This window comes from Pseudoalteromonas maricaloris, from assembly GCF_024746855.1.
In the GTDB taxonomy this organism is placed as follows: domain Bacteria; phylum Pseudomonadota; class Gammaproteobacteria; order Enterobacterales; family Alteromonadaceae; genus Pseudoalteromonas; species Pseudoalteromonas maricaloris.
In genome coordinates, this window is record NZ_CP024625.1 from 507,413 (window position 1) to 529,858 (window position 22,446).

The following is a 22,446-nucleotide window of genomic DNA, read 5'->3' on the forward strand; positions in this document are numbered from 1 at the left end:
ATGAATACAAATATTGTTACTATACTCGCGGGTTTAGCGCGTACTCGATCTCAAGATATTGCCTATCAGTATTTTTACGATGAGGCATTACCAAGTAAAACCATTACCTACCAAGAACTGCATGAGCGTGCAGCCTCTATTGCTGAGACATTGAGTGAATATTTTGAACCGGGTGACAGAGCATTATTACTGTACAACTCTGGATTTGAATTTATTGAAGCTTTTTTTGCTTGTTTATACGCAGGGATAATTGCGGTACCGGTTTATCCCCCTAAAAAGAATCAAAATGTTGATCGTCTGCGTGCCATCATCGAAGACGCAGGTGCCAGAGGTGCGCTTACCAGTGAAAAGATCAATGAAATCGCCAAGCCATTGCTTGATTCTGAGCCAAGTCTAGCGCAGTTAGCACTATTTACTACCGATAACATTGCACTTAAATCGACCACTCAACAGTGGCCTCGTGCACAACTCCTTGGTGAGCAACTGGCATTTTTGCAATATACCTCAGGCTCGACGGGCACACCTAAAGGCGTAATGGTAACCCACGACAATATTCTTGATAATCAGGCGTTAATGAAAGAAGCGTTTGGTCACGATAGCAACTCTTCGATTGTAAGTTGGTTGCCTCATTTCCATGATATGGGACTGATTTTTGGCATTATGCACCCAATCTACATCGGTGCGACAGCGGCACTGATGAATCCGGCTTATTTCCTGCAAAAACCACTACGTTGGCTAAAACTGCTTTCACAAACCAAAGCATTAACGTCAAGTGCGCCAAACTTTGCCTATGACCTGTGTGTGGACACCGTCAAAGATGAAGATCTTAAAGACTTAGATTTGTCCCATTGGCGCTCGGCATTAAATGGCGCAGAACCAGTGCGTGCCAGCACATTAGAGCGTTTTTATCAAAAGTTTAAAGTGTGTGGCTTACAAAGAGAGAGTATCGCACCTTGTTACGGCATGGCAGAAACCACCTTATTTGCAACTGGTGGACGTCTTCTAGAAAAGCCAAGGATATTACGTATTGATGCGACCAAGCTACAACAGGGTAAAGCCGAACGAGTCGCAGATGAAGATACAGTAGATGCGTTTTATGCGTTAGATGTGGCTGATGAACAGCAGCCTTATTACGCCGTATCTTCTGGCGTGAGTTGGGGCGAGCATTGCATTGCGATTGTTAACCCTGAGTCTTTTGAAGCCTGCAATGATGGTGAAACCGGAGAAATTTGGGTAACAGGCCCAAGTGTAGCAAAGGGGTATTGGAATAACCAAGCGGCAACCGAGGCTACGTTTCATGCCAGAATTAAAGGTGCTGACGAGCGGGCTTATCTCCGTACTGGTGATTTAGGCTTTATCCAGCGTGGGGAATTGTTCGTTACAGGACGCGCCAAAGACGTGCTTATCTTCCGCGGTAAAAACTACTACCCGCAAGATATAGAACTTACGGTTACAGAAGCAAGCGATAGCTTAGAGCAAAATGGCGGTGCGGCGTTTTCGGTAGCTTCCAATGGCGATGAAGAGCGTTTGGTTATCGTGCAACAAGTAAAGCGTACTGCACTAAGAAAGTTAAATGCTGAGCAGGTATTACAGCAGATCACCGCTGCGATCGTTGAGCACCACGGCATTACGCCTTATGACATCGTATTGATAAAACCCGGTCGCATTCATAAAACATCGAGCGGTAAAATTCAGCGCCAAGAGAATAAGCGCAGTTATTTAGCCGATAACTTTGAAGTCATTGCGCGCGCCCGTGAAGAAGCTACGCCACAACAAGCTGAGGCGCCATCGTCCTCGTCGTCACTACAGCAAATTCAGCGGTTATTACAAGATTTAGTCGCACAAGAAATAGATAAGCCCGCGCGTAGTTTGGATATCGACGCGCCATTCTTGGCATTAGGTGTGGATTCGATGAAAGCGGTACGGATCTCAGGGGAATTAATGGAAGTACACGAGCTAGATCTTGAGCCTACGGTACTTTACGAATATCCCTCAATTCGCGAACTAGCCCTGTATTTAAGTCAGTTTAGTACGCTTACTCAAGCTGTAGGGCAGACAGAGCTTAACGAGTCGAAAGGCGCCACTGAGCAAGCGAATAAGACGCAAGCCTCTCGCCGAACTGAAGATATTGCGGATACAGATATTGCAGTGATTGGCATGGCCTGTCGTTATCCTTCAGCAAATGGACTCAATGCATTTTGGCAGCTGTTATGCCAGCAGGGCGATGGGATCACTACGCCAGATCCTAAGCGTCAGCAGCTTTGCCCTAACCTTGAAGCTGACCGACTCGGTGGCTATTTAGAGAATGTCGATGAGTTTGACGCTGCATTATTCGGTATCTCGCCACTCGAAGCTAAGCATATCGACCCACAGCATAGATTATTGCTTCAAACGGCTTATCACGCCATACAGCACGCTGGCTACCAACCCGCCACGCTCGCTGGTAGCGATATTGGCGTGTATGTTGGTATATCGCAAAATGACTACTTTTTATTGTCGCAACAACAGCAAAAAAGTACCGCGTATTTAGGCACGGGCACCGCGCTGAGCATTGCAGCAAACCGTATTTCTTATAGCTTTAATTTTACCGGCCCGAGTGTGGCGATTGATACGGCGTGCTCGTCATCGCTGGTGGCACTTCATCATGCAATTCAAGCACTAAGAAATGGAGAAACGAACGCGGCGTTGGTGGCGGGCGTTAATCTTATTCTGAGCGATGATGTGACTAAGGCCTGTGAAAACGCACAAATGTTGGCAGCAGACGGCCATTGCAAAACCTTTTCACAGGCAGCGGATGGCTATGTGCGAAGTGAAGGAGTTGGGGTGGTGATGCTAAAGCCTCTACAGCAAGCCATGGCAGACAACGACCCGATTGTTGGTGTACTCAAAGGCAGTGCAATTAATCAAGACGGCCGCAGCAATGGCATTACCGCGCCGAATAGTGCCGCGCAACAGGCTGTGATCAATGCCGCCCTTGGTAATGCCAAGATGCTGGCGGGAGATATTCACTATGTGGAAACCCATGGCACGGGTACGGAGCTTGGCGATCCTATCGAAATCACAGCATTAAACCGCACGTATGGAGAACACCACAGTCGCCATGATCCGGTTATTCTCGGTGCGGTAAAAGCGAATATTGGTCACCTTGAGTCCGGTGCGGGTATTGCAGGGCTTATCAAAACGCTACTGTGTTTACAGCATGGGCAAATTCCTGCGCAGCGTTATAGTGAGGTGTTAAATCCACATATTCCATGGCAAAAGCTCCCGTTTATGGTGCCGCAAAGCATGCAGACATGGCCTGCAGAACATGGGGGAATAAGAGCCGCTGGATTAAGCTCTTTTGGTTTTGGTGGTACTAATGCGCATGTGATCTGCGCACAAGCGCCTGCGCCTAAACCCGACACGCAAGCTGAAGTAACACCGCCTTCGTTTTATCTATTGCCTCTCGCTGCTAAATCGAAAGCTGCATTGCAGAAACTTGCTGGTCACTATAGTGAACGATTTTCGAGTTTGACTCCTCAAGCATTTGATGACTTCTGCGCACAAAATGCCGAGCAAGTGCCGCTTAAAGGTGTGCATAAAACGTTTAGTGGTGTGAGTAGAGAAGCACTGATTTCGCAACTGATTAGTCCCATTATTGTTGAACAATCTTCGGCAAATGCTGCTCCAGAAGTTGCGTTTTTGTTCACCGGACAAGGTTCGCAATACCCCTTGATGGCTCACTCTTTATACCAACACCACGCAGTGTTTCGCAGTCACTTAGATGAAATTGACAGCCTGATTGGCGAGCGCTTCGGAGCACGCCTGTTGGATGTGTTATTCGATGAAAAGCATAGTGAACTACTGGCACAAACCCGTTGGACGCAAGTGAGCTTGTTTGCCGTTGAATACAGTGTGGCAAACTTATTGATGCATTACGGGGTAAAACCATCTCAGCTGCTCAGTCATAGCGTTGGTGAGTATGCAGCGGCTTGTATTGCGGGTGTGTTCTCGCTTCGTGATGGCGTTGAGTTGATAGCGGCGCGTGGTCAGCTAATGCATGAATTACCGATAAAAGGCAGCATGATCGCCGCAAGATGTGATGAAAGAGTCGCACGCAATTGCTTGAGCGAGATTCAGGGGCAAGTGGTTATCTCAGCCTTCCATGGTGAGGTAGGGGTGGTATTCTCCGGTGCTGATGAAGCAATCACTGCCCTCAGTGACATGCTTGCAGCACAGCAAATTAAAGTAAAATCTCTGCATACGGCAAACGCTTTCCACTCTCCACTGATGAACCCCATGCTAGACGCCTTTAGGAAAGTCGCTGAACAGGTTAGATTTCAACAGCCTCGGCTGCCTTTTGTTTCGTCCATGACGGGGCAAGTAGAGACCGCACGCATTGCAACAGCTGAGTATTGGGTTGAGCAAATTATGGCACCGGTTCGCTTTGTTGACTGTGTAACTGCGCTTGAGTCACTAGAGCATGGCTTCGCGATTGAGCTTGGTCCCAAACCTATTTTGAGTGGCTTACTACAAGAAAACAGCAATAACAAAGCGCTCAATTATGCTCATGTATTGCACCCCAAAGGCGATGACAGCAAGAGGTTCGCCGAGTGTTTGGGCACATACCTCGACTTAGGCGGGGCGCTCGAATGGCAACAGGTGTATGGCAATCGTCCGAGCGCTAGAGCGAGCTTGCCGCAATATCCATTTGATTGCAGCTCATACTGGATTTTTGGTACTGAACAATCACAGCCCGAAGCACAGGCAGTGGTCGAAGCGAGTGACCGTGATGCACAAATTCACAGCTTTGTGCTCAATACCCTAGCGGGACTCTTGTCGATGCCCGCTGATGCTATCCAAACCAACCTCCCTTTGCTAGAAATGGGGGTTGATTCGTTGATGATCATGCAGGCCGTTAGAGTATATGAGCGGGAATTCGGTTTAGAGTTTAGTGTTCGTCAATTTTATCAAGAGCTCAGCGATGTCGATAAGTTAGTGGCCTATATTCAAAGCCATAGCGACTATCTCAAAGCGTCACAAGGTCCTCAGCAAGCTGGCAGTTTGCCATCACCTCTATCGATAACGACTGATACGCCAAAAGGGAGTGCAGTAGAGGCTGACAACCACACGCTTATCGCTGTCTATCAGGCGCAATTGCAGGCGGCAAGCACAGTGACTAACGCTGAAGCGAGAGCCGCGTTAGAAGCTGTGGTGGGGCAGCAGTTACGCCATATACAGGGCGTGAAAGTTGAAAGCAGTGCTGTCACCTCGACAGCAACCTTGGTATCAAAACCCCAGCCAAGCAGAGCTCAATCTGTATTACCAGGCGCACAGCAAAAACAAGTGCAGCGTGCCAATAGCAGCCCAGCCATGCGTCAACATCTTGCTGCATTGAGTGACTCTTACATTGCGAAAACGCACAGTTCAAAAGCGCTAGTGAGCGAATATCGTGCACGCCTTGCGGATTGCCGAGCATCGGCAGGTTTTAGACTGTCGAGCAAAGAGCTACTTTATCCGGTGTTCTCTAAGCGCTGTGAGGGCGCATATATCTGGGATATCGATGATAATCGCTATATTGATATCACCATGGACTTTGGTACTAACTTATTTGGTCACAACCCTGGCTTTATCAAAGCTGCGCTGGCACAACAGCTTGAGGCGGGTATGCAACTGGGGCTTGCAAGTCCTGATGCGCCCGAGGTCGCGGCACTTATCTGTGAGCTGACGGGGCTTGAGCGAGCATCGTTTTGTAACTCTGGTACAGAGGCGGTCATGACGGCGCTACGCTTGGCAAGAACGGTGACCAAGCGCGATAAAATTGTTCAGTTCTCAGGTGCGTACCATGGTCACTATGATGGTACTTTAGCAACTGAGTCGCCAGAGCAAGGCGTAGAGGCAATGTGCGCTGGAGTGCGTTATGGCGCAATCGCCGATAATCTTGTTTTACCTTATGGTGATGATGAAGCACTAGAGGTTATTACCCGAGAGGCACAACATATTGCCGCGGTGATTGTTGAGCCGGTGCAAAGCCGTCATCCTGAAAATCAGCCTTGGGCGTTTTTACGTAAACTACGTACGCTCACTGAAGCACATGGTATTGCCCTTATTTTTGACGAAATGATCACTGGCTTTAGAGCGCATCCAGGTGGCGTTCAAGGATTACTCGGCGTTAAGGCCGATATGGCAACCTACGGCAAAATCGTCGGTGGTGGTATGCCTATCGGTGTGGTCGCGGGGGCCGCTACCTATCTCGATGCCATTGACGGAGGAAATTGGCAATACGGAGATGATTCCTACCCTTTGACCGATACTACCTTCTTTGCCGGGACTTTCTGCAAACATCCAATGACCATGGCGAGCGCCAAAGCGGTGTTGCAAGCTATTAAGTCGCAAGGTCCAGCGTTACAACAAGGGATCAACGACAAAACCGCGGCATTTAAAGCACATCTCAATGCGTTTTTTGAAACCCATGACGTACCCATTCGAATAGAAGCGTTTGCATCATTATTCCGTTTTCGCTTTTCGCAAAATCTTGATGTGTTCTTTTATGAAATGCTAGAGCGCGGTGTATTTATCTGGGAAGGACGAAACTGCTTTTTCAGCGCCGCCCATACAGATGAAGACATTGCAGCGGTGATAAACGCAGTTGAAGCTAGTGTACTTAGCTTAAAACGTGCGGGTTATTTTGGTGAAGTGAGCCCAAGTGATGACGATGCTGCATTTCCACTTAGTCATAGCCAGCAGCAGCTATTAGCGATGGCGTTGACCTCTAGCGAAGGGGCGAGTGCATATCAATTACAAGCGATATTAAAGCTCTCAGGTAAGCTCGATTTAGTGCGGCTGAAGCAAGCCGTTAGCGCGGTCTGCCGCGACTTCCCAATCTTGCGTTTTGGTGTCGATAGTGACCGCTTAATGCAATATTGCCGAGTGGAACAAGCCGAGTTGCATGTTGAGCCATTGAACGAAGAAGACCAAGCAGCATTACACGCGCGACTATCCGCACTGCGTTATCAACCGTTTGACTTTGCAAAAGACTCACTTTGTAGAGTGACGCTGTTGAGTGATGGCAAAGCGCAGCACTATCTAAGTGTTGTGGCCCATCATGTGATCTGCGATGGGCTTTCACTACAAATGGTGCTGGCAGCAATCGCTGAGCGCTACAATCAAGATGTAAAACAAAATGAGGTGGCAAGCCGAGTTGTCTCCTTTAGTCACTACGTTGATAGCTTGCAGGCATATTCGCATTCACCAGAAGCTGCAAAAAACCAAGCTTTTTGGCATCAGTGCTTAGCGAGTTCGACACCACTTGCGCTGCCAAAATCAACGACGGTGAGCGTGGCTTCATATCAAGTTAATCAGCTCACATTACCCATTTCATCGAGTGCAATCCGAAACACTGAGACCCTTGCTCAGCTTTTACGCTGTGGGCAATTTGCAACCATGCTTGCACTTTATTGCTTGTGGTTACACAAGTTAAGTGGTCAGACGGTGATAAGTGTCGGTGTGCCGGTATCAGATAGGCAACGACTGGCATCGCAGTTTGAGCCTGAGTTGCTCGACCAAGCGTTACTGGGCTATTGCACCAATATCTTACCCATTGTGGTGGATATGGCAGGCCTTAGTACTATCGGTGAGCTGGTACAGCGGGTGCAAAATACCTTACTTGATGCTTTTGATCACCAAACCCACCCGTATGCAAGCCTTGCCGATGAACAGCTAATTCTACCTAGTACTCTGTTTAATCTAGATAAAGTTACTACTTTGCCGAGCTTTAACGGACTAGAAGTTGAAATGCAGCCAAGTGTCGCTAAATTTGGCCAATTTGAACTGACGACAAATATGACCTGTGTTGCGGGACAGTGGTCACTGTTAGTGGAATATCACACTGCGAAATTTGATACTGAATTAATGACCCAGTACGTGGCTAAGTTTGTCCATTTGCTGTCGCAGGTTCAAGGCAACACACCGATAGGGGCTCAAAATGAGTTGATACAAAGTAGTGATGATGTGTATCGATTGGTTGAGTTACCGCTACAGCAAGAGAAATCGGTTAAGGTCGCGACGAGTTTTGTTGAAACTTGGCAGCACAATGTGTCGCGTTGCAGTGCACGTACGGCACTGGTAACGGATGATGTGAGTCTCAGTTATGAGGCGCTAGATGCGCGTGTTAACCAGCTCGCTCACTACTTGATGAAGCAGCAGGTAACGCCCAATAGTATCGTGGCGGTGGCATTACCACGCCGGGCGGAGCTGTTGGTAGCACTCATGGCGGTGATGAAAGCTGGAGCGGCATTTTTACCGCTTGATTTAACGTTCCCCGATGAGCGCATCGCGCATATCTTAGAGGATGCCAAAGTGAGTGTTGTGCTGTGTGATGCCAGCAGTGCAGAGTCTGCGTTATTCAATCACGGTCGTTTCAAACGAGTCTGTATGGATAGTGATGCCGAAGACATTGCCAAAAGTTCGACTCGCAGCCCAAGCTTACTAATTCAAGCTCAGCAGCGTACATACGTGATTTATACCTCTGGTTCCACGGGGTTACCCAAAGGCGTTGAAGTCAATCACGGGGCATTTGCTAATTTGCTTGCGTCTATGTGTCGTGAGCCGGGGCTGGTGACAGATGACCGCTTATTGGCCATTACCACGGTAGCGTTTGATATTGCCTTGCTAGAGTTGTTTGGGCCGTTACTAGTTGGTGCGTCTGTGGTGCTGGCAAGTGATGAAAGTATTAGCGATCCTGCTGTGCTTGGCGCGCTTATTGAACAGCAGCAGATCACGGTGATGCAGGCAACGCCAACGCTATGGCAATTAGTGTTAAATGCGGCGCCAGCATGCACTTCTGGCATAAAAGTATGGAGTGGCGGTGAGCCTTTACCTCAGGCACTGGCCACGCAGTTACTTAGTCACAGCAAAGCTGTTTATAACTTATACGGGCCAACCGAAACCACGATTTGGTCGGCGGTGGCACATATCGACAATGCCGCAGAGGTAACCATTGGTAAAGCGATACAAAATACCAGCTTATTTGTGCTCCCAACCGAGTGTCATGGTGAAGGGTTGCCTTTACCCGATGGCGTATGGGGTGAGTTATACATTGGTGGCAGTGGTGTTGCTATGGGTTATTTACATCAAGCGGAGCTGACCGAGCAGCGTTTTATCAATCATCAATTTACAGCTTCCATTAGCCGCCGCTTATACAAGACGGGAGACAAAGCGAGGCATTTAGCTGATGGCCGCTTTGAAGTAAAAGGACGCTTAGATAATCAAATTAAACTCCATGGTCATCGTATAGAGCTTGGCGATATTAGCCATCATTTGGGGCGGATACTCAATACTAGTGAAGTCGATGTTTGCGTACAAACACTAGAAACTGGCCCATGTCTGTGTGGTTATATGATTGATGATGGTGAGCTATCAACCGAGTGGTCTTCGCCTCGGCTGCGCCAAGCGCTCGGTGAATGGTTACCAAGTTACATGGTACCTGAGCATTTTGTTTGGTTAAGTCAATGGCCGATGACACCAAATGGTAAGCGCGACCGAAAAGCACTACCAATGCCTGCTGCCGAGCAAGTATCAGAAATATGCACGTTGGCTCCTCGCACTGAAACAGAAAAGCAGCTGCATCAACATTATATAGCGCTTCTCCCTGTTGAGCAGTTGGGCGTCACAGCACGTTTTGTGGATAGCGGCGGCAATTCGGTGATTGGTATGCAGTTGGTATCGAGACTCAACCAAGCTTTCAATATTAAATTGACCATTGGCGACATCTTTGAACATGCCTGTATTGCAGAGCTTGCCGAGTGTATAGAAGCGCTAAAACAAGCTCATGATGCTATTTCGGTGGAGACCCAAACTCCAAAGGTAGAGAAAGTCAGTGATATCGTGAGCGACCGAGATTTGAGTGCTGCGCTAAGTGATAAATCTATGACGGAGGTGGACTTGTAATGATGGAAAACTTTGCAATGAAACAGTGGTTAGATGAGCTTGACCGTCAACAGATTTATGTTTATTTACAGCAGGATAAATTAAAACTTAGAACACCGCTTGGGCAGGTGCCTGAGGGTATTCTGGATAAGATAAAGGCGCACAAAGCTGCGCTTATCACCTACCTTCAGGGGCAACAGAAGCAATCTGCTGCGCTCTCGGCAGCACAGCAAAGAATGTGGTTTATTGATAAATATGAAGGTGGCACTGCTGCATACAACATGGCTGGGCTAGTTAAATTATCGCAGCCATTTTTAGTCACGGACATTGAACAAGCATTGAACCGCTTAATAGCTAAGTACGATATTTTGAGAGCACGATTTATCACGGTGCAAGGGAAGGTCGTGCAGCAAATTGAACCTGTTGAGGCGATGAAAATTGCCGTGATGACCGTGGATGAAGAAGCGCTACCCAATCAGCTACCAGAGTCGATTAAACAGGCTGTGCGGTATCAGTTTGATCTTGCCAACGAGTCGCTGCTGCAAGTGACGGCTTTAGTAAGCAACTCTCACACCGCTTGCCGCTGGTTACTCGTTAACATGCATCATATTATTAGTGACGGCTGGAGCGTGATTGTGTTTATCAACGCCCTGCTGTATGAGCTATCGGAGGCGTGTGTTGAGCTTCCCGATTTACAGTATGTTGATTATGTGCACTGGGAGCAACAATTAAGACAATCCCCAGACTATCAACAACAATTGGCTTATTGGACTGAGCAGTTAGAGGCATTTACACCGTTTGAATTGCCCACCAGCTATCCAAGAAAAAAAGAAAAGCAGTACCAAGGTGACACGGTTCGTTGTTCGTTTAACGCAGAACAAATACAACGACTAGATAAAACTTGCCACAGCGACGGCGTAACACATTTTACCGCCTTGCTGGGCGTGTTTTACATCTTGCTTTATCGCTACAGTGAGCAAGCCGATATTACCTTAGGGGTGCCGGTTGCAAATCGTCAGCAAAGCGAGTTTGAAGCTATGCTTGGCTGCTTTATTAATACCTTGCCACTGCGTATGCAGATAAACGGCCATCACTCCATGAGTGAGGCGATTAAGGCGCTGCAATACAAAGTATTGCAAGGGCTTAGTAATCAAAACGCTGCCGTGGAAGACATCATTGAAGCGCTAGAGCTACCCAAATCCGCCGCGCATTCCGCCTTGTTTCAAGTGTTATTTAACTACAATGGTGTAGCAAGTAGTAAAGTGTCGGTAAATAACCAATTAGAAGCCGAGTTAATTGCCCTAGATAATGGCACTGCGAAATTTGACTTAACGCTATCTGTTGATGATACAGATGAATACCTTGTGTGTGACTTTGTTTACACAACAGGGCTTTATGACCGTGCGCTTATTCAGCAATTTGCCGATGATTATTTGGCACTCGTCCAGTGCTACTGTGCTAAAGAGGCGCTGCCAATTGACGACTTGGTGCTCAAATCAACGAACGTACCGACAACGGCGGCGGATATCAATCACAGCATTAGCCAGCCGATGCCGGTGCCGCAAGCAATCAGAGAGATCGCGCAAACCCAAGGCGAGGCGATTGCCGTGGTGGTGCCTAGCACCAATGTTGAAGGATCACGCACCCTGACTTATCAGCAGCTGTATGCCCAAAGCTTGCAAATTGCCAACAACTTACACGCAGCTACGTCAATTATTGCGCTGATAACAACGGGCGATATGAGTGACATTGTCACTATGCTTGGCGTAATGCAAAGTGGCCGTGCGTATTTACCTATTGATGGCAACATGCCTGCGGCCAGAGCGCTACAAATGCTAGCGCAAGCTGAGTGTAATACGGTGGTGGTAAGTGTCGAAACGCCACTTTTCCAAGCGCTACGAGAAGCTGACATCAGAGTGCTTACATATAGTGAGCTGAGCCAAAACAAAGGAGCGCCGCAGCAAACTTATTTACCAAGTTTTGATGATAGTGCGTATGTGTTGTTTACTTCTGGTTCTACTGGTGTGCCCAAAGGGGTTGAGATCAGCTATGGCGCGCTGAGCCACTATTGCAGCAGCATCGCGGCGAGATTGAGTTACAACCGAGATACGCGAGCGGGCGTGGTCACAGGACTTGCCACGGACTTATGCTTAACGGCTGTCTATCCGGTGCTTACTCATGGCGGCACTGTGGTACTCACCCTTGCAAACCAAGCGCCAGAACCTGCCGAAATCGCAGCCAAGTTAGTGGCTGAGCAAGTTAACTTGATAAAATTAACCCCTTCTTTTGCCGCGGTGCTTTTGCCTCAGTTTGCTGAGCAAAAGCCCGCTATTTCGCAGTGGGTGTTAGGTGGAGAAGCATTGGGTGAGCAGCTTGTTGATAGCATTCGTGCGCTGACACCAAGGGCGCGTATTTTCAACCATTATGGTCCGACGGAGGCTTGTGTTGGAGTGGTTTGTCATGAAGTGACAGGCAGCAGGCTAACCGGCCACAGTTATCCGATCGGTACGCCGTTGGCACATGTTACTACCTGCGTACTCAACAAACAGGGGAAGCCAACACCCGCAGGCATGCCCGGAGAGCTCTATATTGGCGGGCCGAGCCTCGCCAAAGGGTATATAAATGCGCCTTCAGAGACCGCTGCTCAGTTTCTAAGCGTCTTGCAAAATAGCGGTCAACGTACGCGTTTTTACCGCAGTGGTGATAGCGTTAGGCTGAATGCGAGCGGTGAGCTTGAATTTCTTGGTCGGATTGACAAACAAGCGAAAATTCGCGGTTACCGCGTTGACCTTAATGAAATAGAAGCTGCACTGTTAGCGCTTGATGAGGTATCGCAGGCAGCAGTCGTGGTGCGTAAGCTCGGCAAGCAAGATGCTTTGGTTGCTTTTGTGGTAAGTGTTGATGGCAGCCTATGCGCGGCAACTAATCTGCGCGAGGTGATCCGCCAAGGCTTGAAGCGTCGCTTGCCTGAGCCGATGATCCCAAGCTGGATAGAGCTTTGCCAGCACTTACCCACCCTGAGTAATGGCAAGATAGATCGCCAACAATTACAGTCTTTGGCATTAACTTCTCAAAGCCAAAGTAGTGAGGTGACAAGTGCGTTACAGCGACAGTTAATCACACTCTATCAAACCTTAACGGGCGCACCAGAAGTGGGGCTGCACGATAGCTTTTTCAGCATCGGTGGTCACTCTTTATTGGCCATGCAATTACTCAATGAACTAAGAGCCCAGCTCTCGGTGGAAGTGAGCTTAAAGCAGCTGTTTGCCAATCCTAGCGTATTTGAACTAAGCGAGATGCTGGCTAACTCTCAGTCTCAATCTTCATTACCAAGTCTACAACCTGCGCCATCACAGCCTAGTTATCCTTTGTCATTTGCACAGCGGCGCTTGTGGTTTGTTGACCAACTGCAAGGGCACAGCAACCAGTATAACCTACAGGGCATATTCCAATTGCAAGGCAAGCTGAATACTGAAGACTTAGAGCAAGCCTTTATTGCTGTGATTAAGCAACATCCAGTCTTGGCGTTTAATTACCATCAAAATGAGCAAGGAGAACCGCTCCAAAGCATTAACCTTGATGCTCGATTTACCCTGGTTAAGCACGACTGGACAGATAAATCCGCAGAGCAACAAGTACATGCGTTAGAGCAGGCTATCGCAGAAGATTACGCAACCAGCTTCGATTTAAGCCGTGATTTAATGCTGCGCGCCAGTCTTTATCAACAAGAGGCGATGCAGGCTACTCTTGTGATCACCTTACATCATATCGCTGCCGATGGTTGGTCTATTGCGTGTTTGAGTGACGCTTTAGGACAGGCTTACAAAGCCGCGCTCAGCGGCGAAACCTTAGCGCTACAAGAGGTGCATTACGTTGATTATGTAATGTGGCAACAACAGCTAGAACAGGGGTCGCTATGGCAACAGGAGCTCGACTATTGGCGTATGCAATTACAAGGTCTGCCCAAGGTTCATGAATTGCCGCTAGATTGTAGCAGAGAAGCAAAAACCTCTTTGCGTGGCGCCTTAGTGATTGAGCCTATACCTGCAGCGCTGGTTAGTGCGCTTCGAGCGTATCAAACTCGTTCAGGGCAAACCTTATTTGTGTTACTGCAAACGCTATTTTCATTGTGGTTAAGCCGCTTTTCTCAACAGCGCGATGTGGTTGTTGGTACGCCGGTATCAGGACGTCACCTTAAAGCATTTGAGAGTATGATTGGTAACTTTATCAACACCTTAGTGCTTAGGAGCGAATGGAGTGAAGACACCAGCTTCACGCAGGCGCTACAGCAAACTCAAGGCTTACTCAACGATGCGTTGCAACATCAACATATTCCCTTCGATGTGTTAGTGGATGAGCTAGACGTTGAACGCTCAAGCGCCCAGCACCCGCTGCATCAAATCGTGTTTCGGGTAAATAACCAGGTAAATGAAAACCTTACGCTAGAACAATTAGAAGTGACGCCGTGCCAAAGTAAAGTACGCGGTGCCAAACTAGATTTGGAAGTTGCAGTGATAGACGAGGGGGATGTACTCACCGTTGAATGGCTTTATGACAGCAATTTGTGGCAAGCAGCGAGTGTGGTTAGTTTCCATCAGCAGTTTTGTTATGTGTTATCGCAGTGTCTTGCAGAGCCAAATACCCCGTTGTCGGCATTGTCATTGTGGCCCGCTGAGCAGCAGTTAGCGCTATTAAAACAGCAGCAAAGTGTTGCGGTAGAAGTGACAGAGCAACAGCCATGGGTGACTCAGTTTAGTCAGGCGGCTCTTCAGACTCCACTACAGACTGCGGTGCGCATGGAAGAGTTCACTTGTAGTTATCTCACCTTAGAAAAATGCGCGAACCAACTTGCTAATAGCTTATTAGAAATGGCATTTGCCGAGCAAAGTCGCATTGCTATTTTACTGCCGTCTTCGAGTTACATGGTGGCCGCGGTGCTGGCAGTATTAAAAGCGCGCCATACCTATGTGCCCATTCATCATGACACGCCAACCGATACCTTAGCCTACATCATGAATGATGCAGACATCGTATTGACGCTGGCGCTAAGTGAAGATGCCGAGCGCTTGATTGAAGCCGGGAGTGACTTTTTGTTGCTTGATGATTTGTTCGAAGCCGAAGGGAACTTTGCGTTTTACGATACCAGTTTGATGCTAGATGAAGACGCAGCAGCATATAACGAGGCCGAACTTGCCTATGTTATTTATACCTCAGGTTCAACGGGGCAGCCAAAAGGGGTGCCGATTAGTCATGGCAACCTCAATAATTATCTGCGCTTTGCGTGTCAGCGCTACCTGCCCCAATCCGGAGGCATAACCAAGGCAGTGCTCAGTACACCGCTGGCATTTGATGCGACGGTGACCGCCTTAGTGCCTATCTTAATGCGAGGCGGTGAACTTGAATTGCTCCCCATTGGCGTCGAATTGTTGCCTGCCTTACAAGCGCAGATTTTTGCAGCCAAGGAAGCCAAGTTATTCAAGTTAACACCGGCGCACCTACGCGCGGTATTTGCATTAAGTGACGCACAAACTCGCAGTGATATTGCCCACCGATTTGTGGTTGGCGGTGAGGGGCTGAGCGCAGCTTTGGTTGAGAAGCTGATGGATAAGCTCCCTAACGCCCAGTGGATAAACGAATATGGCCCAACAGAGGCAACAGTCGGCTGTAGTATCTATGCTGTAAGCCGTGAGTCGCGCCACTTGTTAGCGGGCCATGAGGAAGTGCCGATTGGTCATGCTATCGGTAATATGACCCTTGCGGTGGTTGATGAGTTTGGCGAACTGGCTTTACCTAACATGCCCGGAGAGCTTTGGCTCGCGGGAGATGGGGTGTGTGAAGGCTATATTAATCTCGCGAGTGTGACGCAAACACGCTTTGTTGAGCAAGCAGTGCCTGCGTCTGGTACTTCAAGCTTGCGTTGGTATCGCAGTGGCGACAAGGCAAAGTGGCAGGCGAACGCGCGCGGAGAGGCTGACTACCTTTGTTATTTGGGGCGGTTAGACGAACAAGTAAAACTGCGAGGCTACCGTATTTCTCTTGTGGCAATCGCCCATCAAATCGACGCGTTGGTGCAAGTAAAAAGCTGCGCTGTAAGTGTTGATGAAGCACAAGAAAGCCTAGTGGCTCATGTGGTTTTAAATGGTGATGCTAAGCTCACACTTGTGCAGTTGCGCCAAGCTTTATCGCAGTTGCTGCCCAGTTACATGTTACCTGCCGCACTGGATATCGTTGCTGATCTTCCACTGACTGCAAGCGGAAAAGTAGACAAGCAAGCATTACAGCTTGCCTATCAGGCACAGGCGAAAAGCCAAGAGGTCGCCGAGGTAATTGATGGATCTAAGCTCACAGACATACAGCGTTATTTACTTGAGTTATATCGTGAGCTACTGCCGAGCCCAGTACAGAGTATTAACGACAGTTTCTTTGACTTAGGCGGGCATTCACTGCTTGCCATAAAAGTGATCAGCCGAGTGCGCAGTGAGCAGCGGCGAGATATCACCTTGCCACAACTCTTTGATGCGCCAAGTATTGTAGCGTTTGCTGAAGTGATAACCGCAAGTTCGATGATTGCGCACAGCAATACCATTGAGCCGGTATCAAGAGCCCAAGCGTTACCTCTGTCTTTTGCTCAGCAGCGTTTGTGGTTAATCGATCAGTTACACGAGCAAAGTCTGCAATACCATATGCCAGCGAGCTATTGGTGTGAAGGTGCCTTAGATATTGACGCTTTAACACAAGCGTTAAGCGCAATTATTGCACGTCATGAAGTACTCCGTACGGTCATCGTTCCTGCAAATGGTGAGCACGGTGCAGTGCAACAGGTTCGTGATCAAATAGCCTGTCCTGTGGAATTAGTAGATTTGTCTGGACTGAATAACGCAGAGCAACAGCAACGTTGGCAAACATTGCAGCAACAATCGCTCAGCAAGCCTTTTGATTTATGCCAAGACACTATGCTGCGCGTTATCTGTGTACAGTTTAGTCACAACCGATTTGGACTCTTGTTTAACATGCATCACATTGCCAGCGATGGTTGGTCGATGGCGCTGCTTGCCAAAGAATTTGTGGCGTTTTATCGGCACTTTAGTGAAGCGCCAGCGTATCCGTTGCCAGAGCAATACGCTAAACCGCTAGCGGTGCAGTATGCAGACTTTGCCTACTGGCAGCAGCAACAGCAAGATAGCTATCAGGCAGATCTTTCTTATTGGCAAACTCAGTTACAGCAGTGTCCTGTTGTTCATGAATTACCGCTGGACTTTGAGCGACCACAAGTTCAGTCCCTTGATGGTGAATGCATTCGTCATACTCTTACAACGTCGCAAGTTGAGGCGATAAAAGCGCATTGCCAAGCACAAGGGGTGACCTTGTATATGTGGTTGCAAAGTGCCTTTTCGCTGTTGATGCTTCGTCTTAGTCAAACGCAGGATATTGTCATTGGCTCGCCTATTGCCGGACGTGAGGTGAGAGAGTTAGAGGGGTTACTGGGCTGCTTTGTGAATACCTTGGCTATTCGCGCTCGCAAAGTGGGGTCGCCTTCATTTAACGACTGGCTAAATGAACAAAAACAGGTGATCTTATCGGCTTTTGCTCATCAGAATCTACCCTTTGAGCAGCTTGTTGACGCCATTAATCCATCGCGCAGCTTAGCGCATTCGCCTTTGTTACAAATACTCTTTGCACTACAAAATAACGAACAAAGTGACTTCAAGTTACCTCATCTTAAAATCGAGCAACAGCTTGATCTTAAGCCTGCAATGAAGTTCGACTTAGAAGTCAATGCACAAGAATCCGGCAGTGAGATCTCAGTGCAGTGGAATTATGCCAAAGCCTTGTTTAAGCACACTAGCGTACAGGCGATGAGTGATGCTTTTGAAACCTTAATTGATGCTGCGCTCACAAGCCCTGAGCAAAGCGTGAATACCTTACCATTAGTTGAGACTAAAGCACTCAGCGAGTTAGCGGCTATCACGCAAGCGCAGCCCCAATCGCCTTGGTTTATCAGCGATAAAATACGGCATTTTGCTCAGCACCGCGCGCACCATAATGCAGTCCGAGATATGGTTGGCAAGCGGTTAAGTTTTGGCGAATTGGAGTCACAAAGTAACAAGCTAGCGCGTTACTTGATTGAACAAGGCGTAACGGCAAGGTCGCAGGTCGCAATAAACTTAGCGCCAAGCTGTGAGCAAGTTGTGGCACTTTTGGCAACCTTAAAAGTTGGGGCCGTGTATGTGCCGCTTGACCCAAATGCACCGAGTCAGCGTCAGCACTATATATTGCGTGACAGTAAAGCGACTTGCCTTATCACCACCTCAGCACTACTTCCAAGCAGCGCAGAGCTCAGCTGCCGTTTGGTGCTAATGGACACCGCACAGCATTGGCAGAACAAGCCTGTAGAGGCGCTAGCGCCATTAAGTGATATTGATGCACCAGCTTATATAATTTATACCTCAGGCACCACAGGGCGACCCAAAGGTGTGGTGATCAGCCATCGTAATCTACACCTTTATCTTGAGCACGTTAGTCACAGTTATCTCCAAGGCGATATACACGAGAGTGTTGTCAGCACGCCTTTAGCGTTTGATGCGACAGTAACGAGCTTATGGGGCGCGCTGGTTAATGGCCTTGGAGTTGTATTGTTGAATGATGGCGAGCAATTAATCACAGAGCTTAGTGCGTGTTTAGCGCGTGATGAGGCGCTGCTGTTTAAGCTGACACCAGCCCACTTGCGAGGTGTGCTGGCACGATTACAACCGAGCAATGCTGCGCACCAAATTGTAGTAGGGGGAGAAGCCTTATCTAGCAGCGTGGTTGCTCAAGTTGGGGCACTGATGCCACAGGCTCATTTTTATAACGAATATGGCCCAACAGAAGCAACGGTCGGGTGCTGTGTGTATCGCTGTAACGGCCAAGATGCGGTTTCCTTTGCACAGCAATCGCAGCGCTTTGTGCCAATCGGCAGCGCCATTCAAGGCATTCATTTGGTGGTACTGGATCAGCATCAACAGCTTGTGCCGATGGGCATGCCCGGTGAGCTATACATTGCAGGCGATAATGTGGCTCAGGCGTATTTTGGGCTGCCTGAGCTCAGCGCCAGTAAATTTGTGTCATTGACATTGATGAATAACTCGCAGCGTTATTATCAGACGGGCGATCAAGTGCGCTGGCTGCTAGATGAACAGGGCTGCCCTAGTGCGCTTCAGTTTATTGGTCGTCGAGACAACCAAGTTAAACTGCGTGGCTATCGCATCGAGCTTGAAGAAATTGCGGCTCAGCTTGAGCAACTAGATGCAGTGCAACAAGCACATGTGTTACTCAACGATAGTAAAGATAACTTACTGGGCTGTGTGGTGCTAACTACACCATCGCACAGTGGGGGCATCTGTGAGCTTGAACAGACGCTACACACTCAGATATTAGCCTCGTTAGCAGAGGTCCTACCAAGTTACATGTTGCCTTACAAGCTGTATGCACTTGCTGCTATGCCGCTCACCAATAACGGCAAAGTAGACACAGGAGCGCTTGCACAACTGGTGCAATCGCAACAGGCGCAAGCGCTTACAGCACCTTTAGCTCCTATGACTGAGCTACAAACGCTGCTGGCAGAAATTTTTGCTCAAGTGCTCAATACTCAAGTTCGAGATATTAACAGTAACTTCTTTGAGTTAGGGGGGCACTCTTTATCAGCAAGCCAAGCGGTTGCCTTAATTGAGCAGGCGCTTGAGGTGCCCATCACCTTAAAAATATTGTTCGAGCGGCCAAGCGTAAGCGCACTTGCAACTTGGTGTGAGATCCATCGTGCAGTCAAAGCGGCAGACGAAAACGGTCAGTCTGAGGAGATGTTTTTGTGATGAATGAACAACAAAGACAGATAGAGGCTTTAATCGCAGAAGCATTAGCAGCTGGTGTGACCTTGTATGAAAAAAACGGTGGCTTGGCATTTAAGCAAACCGCTGGGTTTCCTCCACAGTTAAAACAGCAGGTGGTTGAATATAAATCAGAGATCATTGCCTATTTTCAGCAACAAAGCCGTGATGTGGCGAACTCATCGCCGAAAATAGTCGCGCAGCCAAGCTCGGGGAAAATCTTACCGCTGAGCTTTGCGCAGGAAGGACTGTGGTTTATTGAGCAACTGCAAGGTAGCAAGCAGTATTATATGCCCGCCGAGTTTTTGTTACGCGGCAAGCTTAATATTCAAGCAATGCGCAGCGCTGTACAAGATGTGCTGCAGCGCCACGAAATACTGCGCGCTAGGTTTGTAAAAAATGAACAAGATGGCCAACCCCAGCTGCAAATAACGGATGATATTGGTGCGCCGTTCGAGTGGCTTGATGCCAGTGTAGCACCTGAGGAAACAAGGCAAGCCTATATTACTTCACACCTTGAGGCTCACCAAAACAAGCCTTTTGATTTGGCTCATGATTGTTTGCTTCGCGTGCTGGTGGTAAGTAATGGCGATGAGCATCACCTTGCTTTTAATATGCACCATATTGTCTCTGATGGGGCGTCAATGGCGCTACTTGCACAAGAGATAGAAGCTGGCTATTGCAAACACATAGGCGCACCTTATACAGCACTTGCAGCGATGCAGGTACAATATAGTGATTTTAGCCTGTGGCAGCGAGCACAGCTAACGCCAGAGCGCATCGAGGCACCACTGGCGCAACTAAAACAGCAATTTAGCGAACTAGCGCCGTTGCAGTCATTGCCTTGTGATTTTGTCCGTCCTGCTGTGCAGTCGTTAACGGGGAAAGTATATCGCCAAGCGCTTGATGCATCGTTATTTGCGGCGATCTCGACACAAGCGAAGTCGCTCCAGCTGACACCCTTTATGTGGCTGCTCAATACCTTTATGTTGTTTATCGCAAGGCTTACGCAATTGCAGCAGGTGGTTGTAGGAACGCCAGAGCTTGGCCGTCATCACCCCGAATTAACGCCACTAATCGGTTTGTTTGTTAATACCTTAGTGATGCATGCAAAGCTCGAAAGTGATATGCCATTTAGCCAATGGTTGCAGCAACAAAAAGCCCTCAACCTAGCGGCGTTTGAATACCGCGATATTCCTTTTGATAAAGTGGTTGAAGCGGTTGGCGCTCCACGAGATTTAAGCCACCATCCGCTAGTACAAATATTATTTACACTGGAAACCCGTAATGAGCGCGCTTTTACACTTCCGGGATTATCGGTTCAAGAAGTGCAAAAACAACAGGCGGATAGCATAGCAGTAAAATGCGACTTAGAACTCAATGCCGTAGTTGATGAGCAGGCACTTTATTTACATTGGAAGTTTGATAGCAACCTTTACACAGCAGAGACCATCAAACATTGGGCGGATTGTTTCCATACGCTGCTTCAAGCTTGTGTTACAGCCCCTCATACCGCCGTTGGTGAACTTGCGTTACTGAGTCAAAAACAGCAACAAGCATTAATAACGGGCGCTCAATGCCAAGCGGCAACTTGGCCTAAGCAAGACACCATCACCAGTTTATTTACGCGCTACGTCGAGCGCTTTGCCACACGCACTGCCGTGCAAGATAGCACGACTATGCTGAATTATCGTGAGCTTAACGATCGAGTCAATGCGCTGGCGGTAATGCTGTTACAGAAAGGCGTCACGCCACGGACCATGTTGGTGGTGAGTGTATCACGCAGCGTTGAGATGATAGTGACCTTGCTGGCAGTGCTTAGAGTGGGTGCTGCCTACGTGCCAGTAGATCCCGACTACCCGCAAGAACGCATTGAGTATATTTTGGGAGATGTGCAAAGCCCATGGCTACTTTGTGACAACGCTACCCAGGCACTGTTTAGTCAACTTTCATATCAGCTAATTAATGTGTCACAGGCAGAACATCAGGCTAGCCGCGAAGCCCTCAAGCAGCTTGATGCTATTCAGATTGAGCCGCAAGACTTGGCGTATATGATCTATACCTCTGGCACCACTGGGCGACCAAAAGGCGTACAAATTGAGCATCGTCATGTGGTGCGCTTACTTCATGTAGAGCCCAACTTATTCGATTTTAATGAGCAAGATGTTTGGACCTTGTTTCATTCCTTCTGCTTTGATTTCTCTGTGTGGGAAATGTATGGCGCGTTACTCTTTGGTGGTCATCTTGTGGTTGTGGATAAAGCGACTACGCAAGACACACAAGCTTTTGCTCAGTTGTTGGTTGATGCCCAGGTTACGGTCTTAAATCAAACGCCAAGTGCGTTTTACGCGCTACAAGCCACGCTACTCAATGACAGTCAGCTGGCGAGCCAATGTGCAGTGCGGTACGTCATTTTCGGTGGTGAAGCGTTGCAGCCAAGTAAGCTACAACCTTGGGCACAGCACTTACCAAATTGTCAGTTAATCAATATGTATGGCATTACCGAAACCACGGTACATGTTACGTTTAAGGCGCTGGAGCCTGCGGATCTGACGCTTGGCATCAGTAATATAGGTCGTGCTATTCCGACCACCAGCTGCTATGTGCTTGATGACAAGCAAAGGCTCTTGCCGCAAGGTGCCGTGGGCGAGTTGTACGTAGGTGGCGAGGGGGTTTG

Annotated in this window: 3 protein-coding genes (1 of these 3 running past the window's edge); all 3 read left to right on the forward strand. The window is 48.4% G+C overall.

The window, feature by feature from the left end; all coding sequences use genetic code 11:
• Tightly spaced (each overlapping or abutting the next), the 3 genes in view from CTT31_RS02115 to CTT31_RS02125 form a layout consistent with a single transcriptional unit that may run on beyond the window.
• On the forward strand, window positions 1–9,927 hold the full coding sequence (locus tag CTT31_RS02115) for a non-ribosomal peptide synthetase/type I polyketide synthase (protein ID WP_260491864.1): 9,927 nt from the start codon (window positions 1–3) through the stop codon (window positions 9,925–9,927).
• Window positions 9,927–19,754 carry a non-ribosomal peptide synthetase gene (locus CTT31_RS02120; protein WP_260491865.1) on the forward strand — a complete coding sequence of 3,276 codons (9,828 nt, stop codon included), beginning with the start codon at window positions 9,927–9,929 and terminating at the stop codon, window positions 19,752–19,754. Before CTT31_RS02115 ends, CTT31_RS02120 begins: the two co-directional genes overlap by 1 nt.
• A protein-coding gene (locus tag CTT31_RS02125; RefSeq protein WP_260492393.1) for a non-ribosomal peptide synthetase crosses the window boundary here: on the forward strand, window positions 19,754–22,446 show its start. The gene runs 9,376 nt beyond the window's last position; the window shows 2,693 of its 12,069 coding nt (coding positions 1–2,693); the start codon lies at window positions 19,754–19,756; the stop codon falls past the right edge of the window. Before CTT31_RS02120 ends, CTT31_RS02125 begins: the two co-directional genes overlap by 1 nt.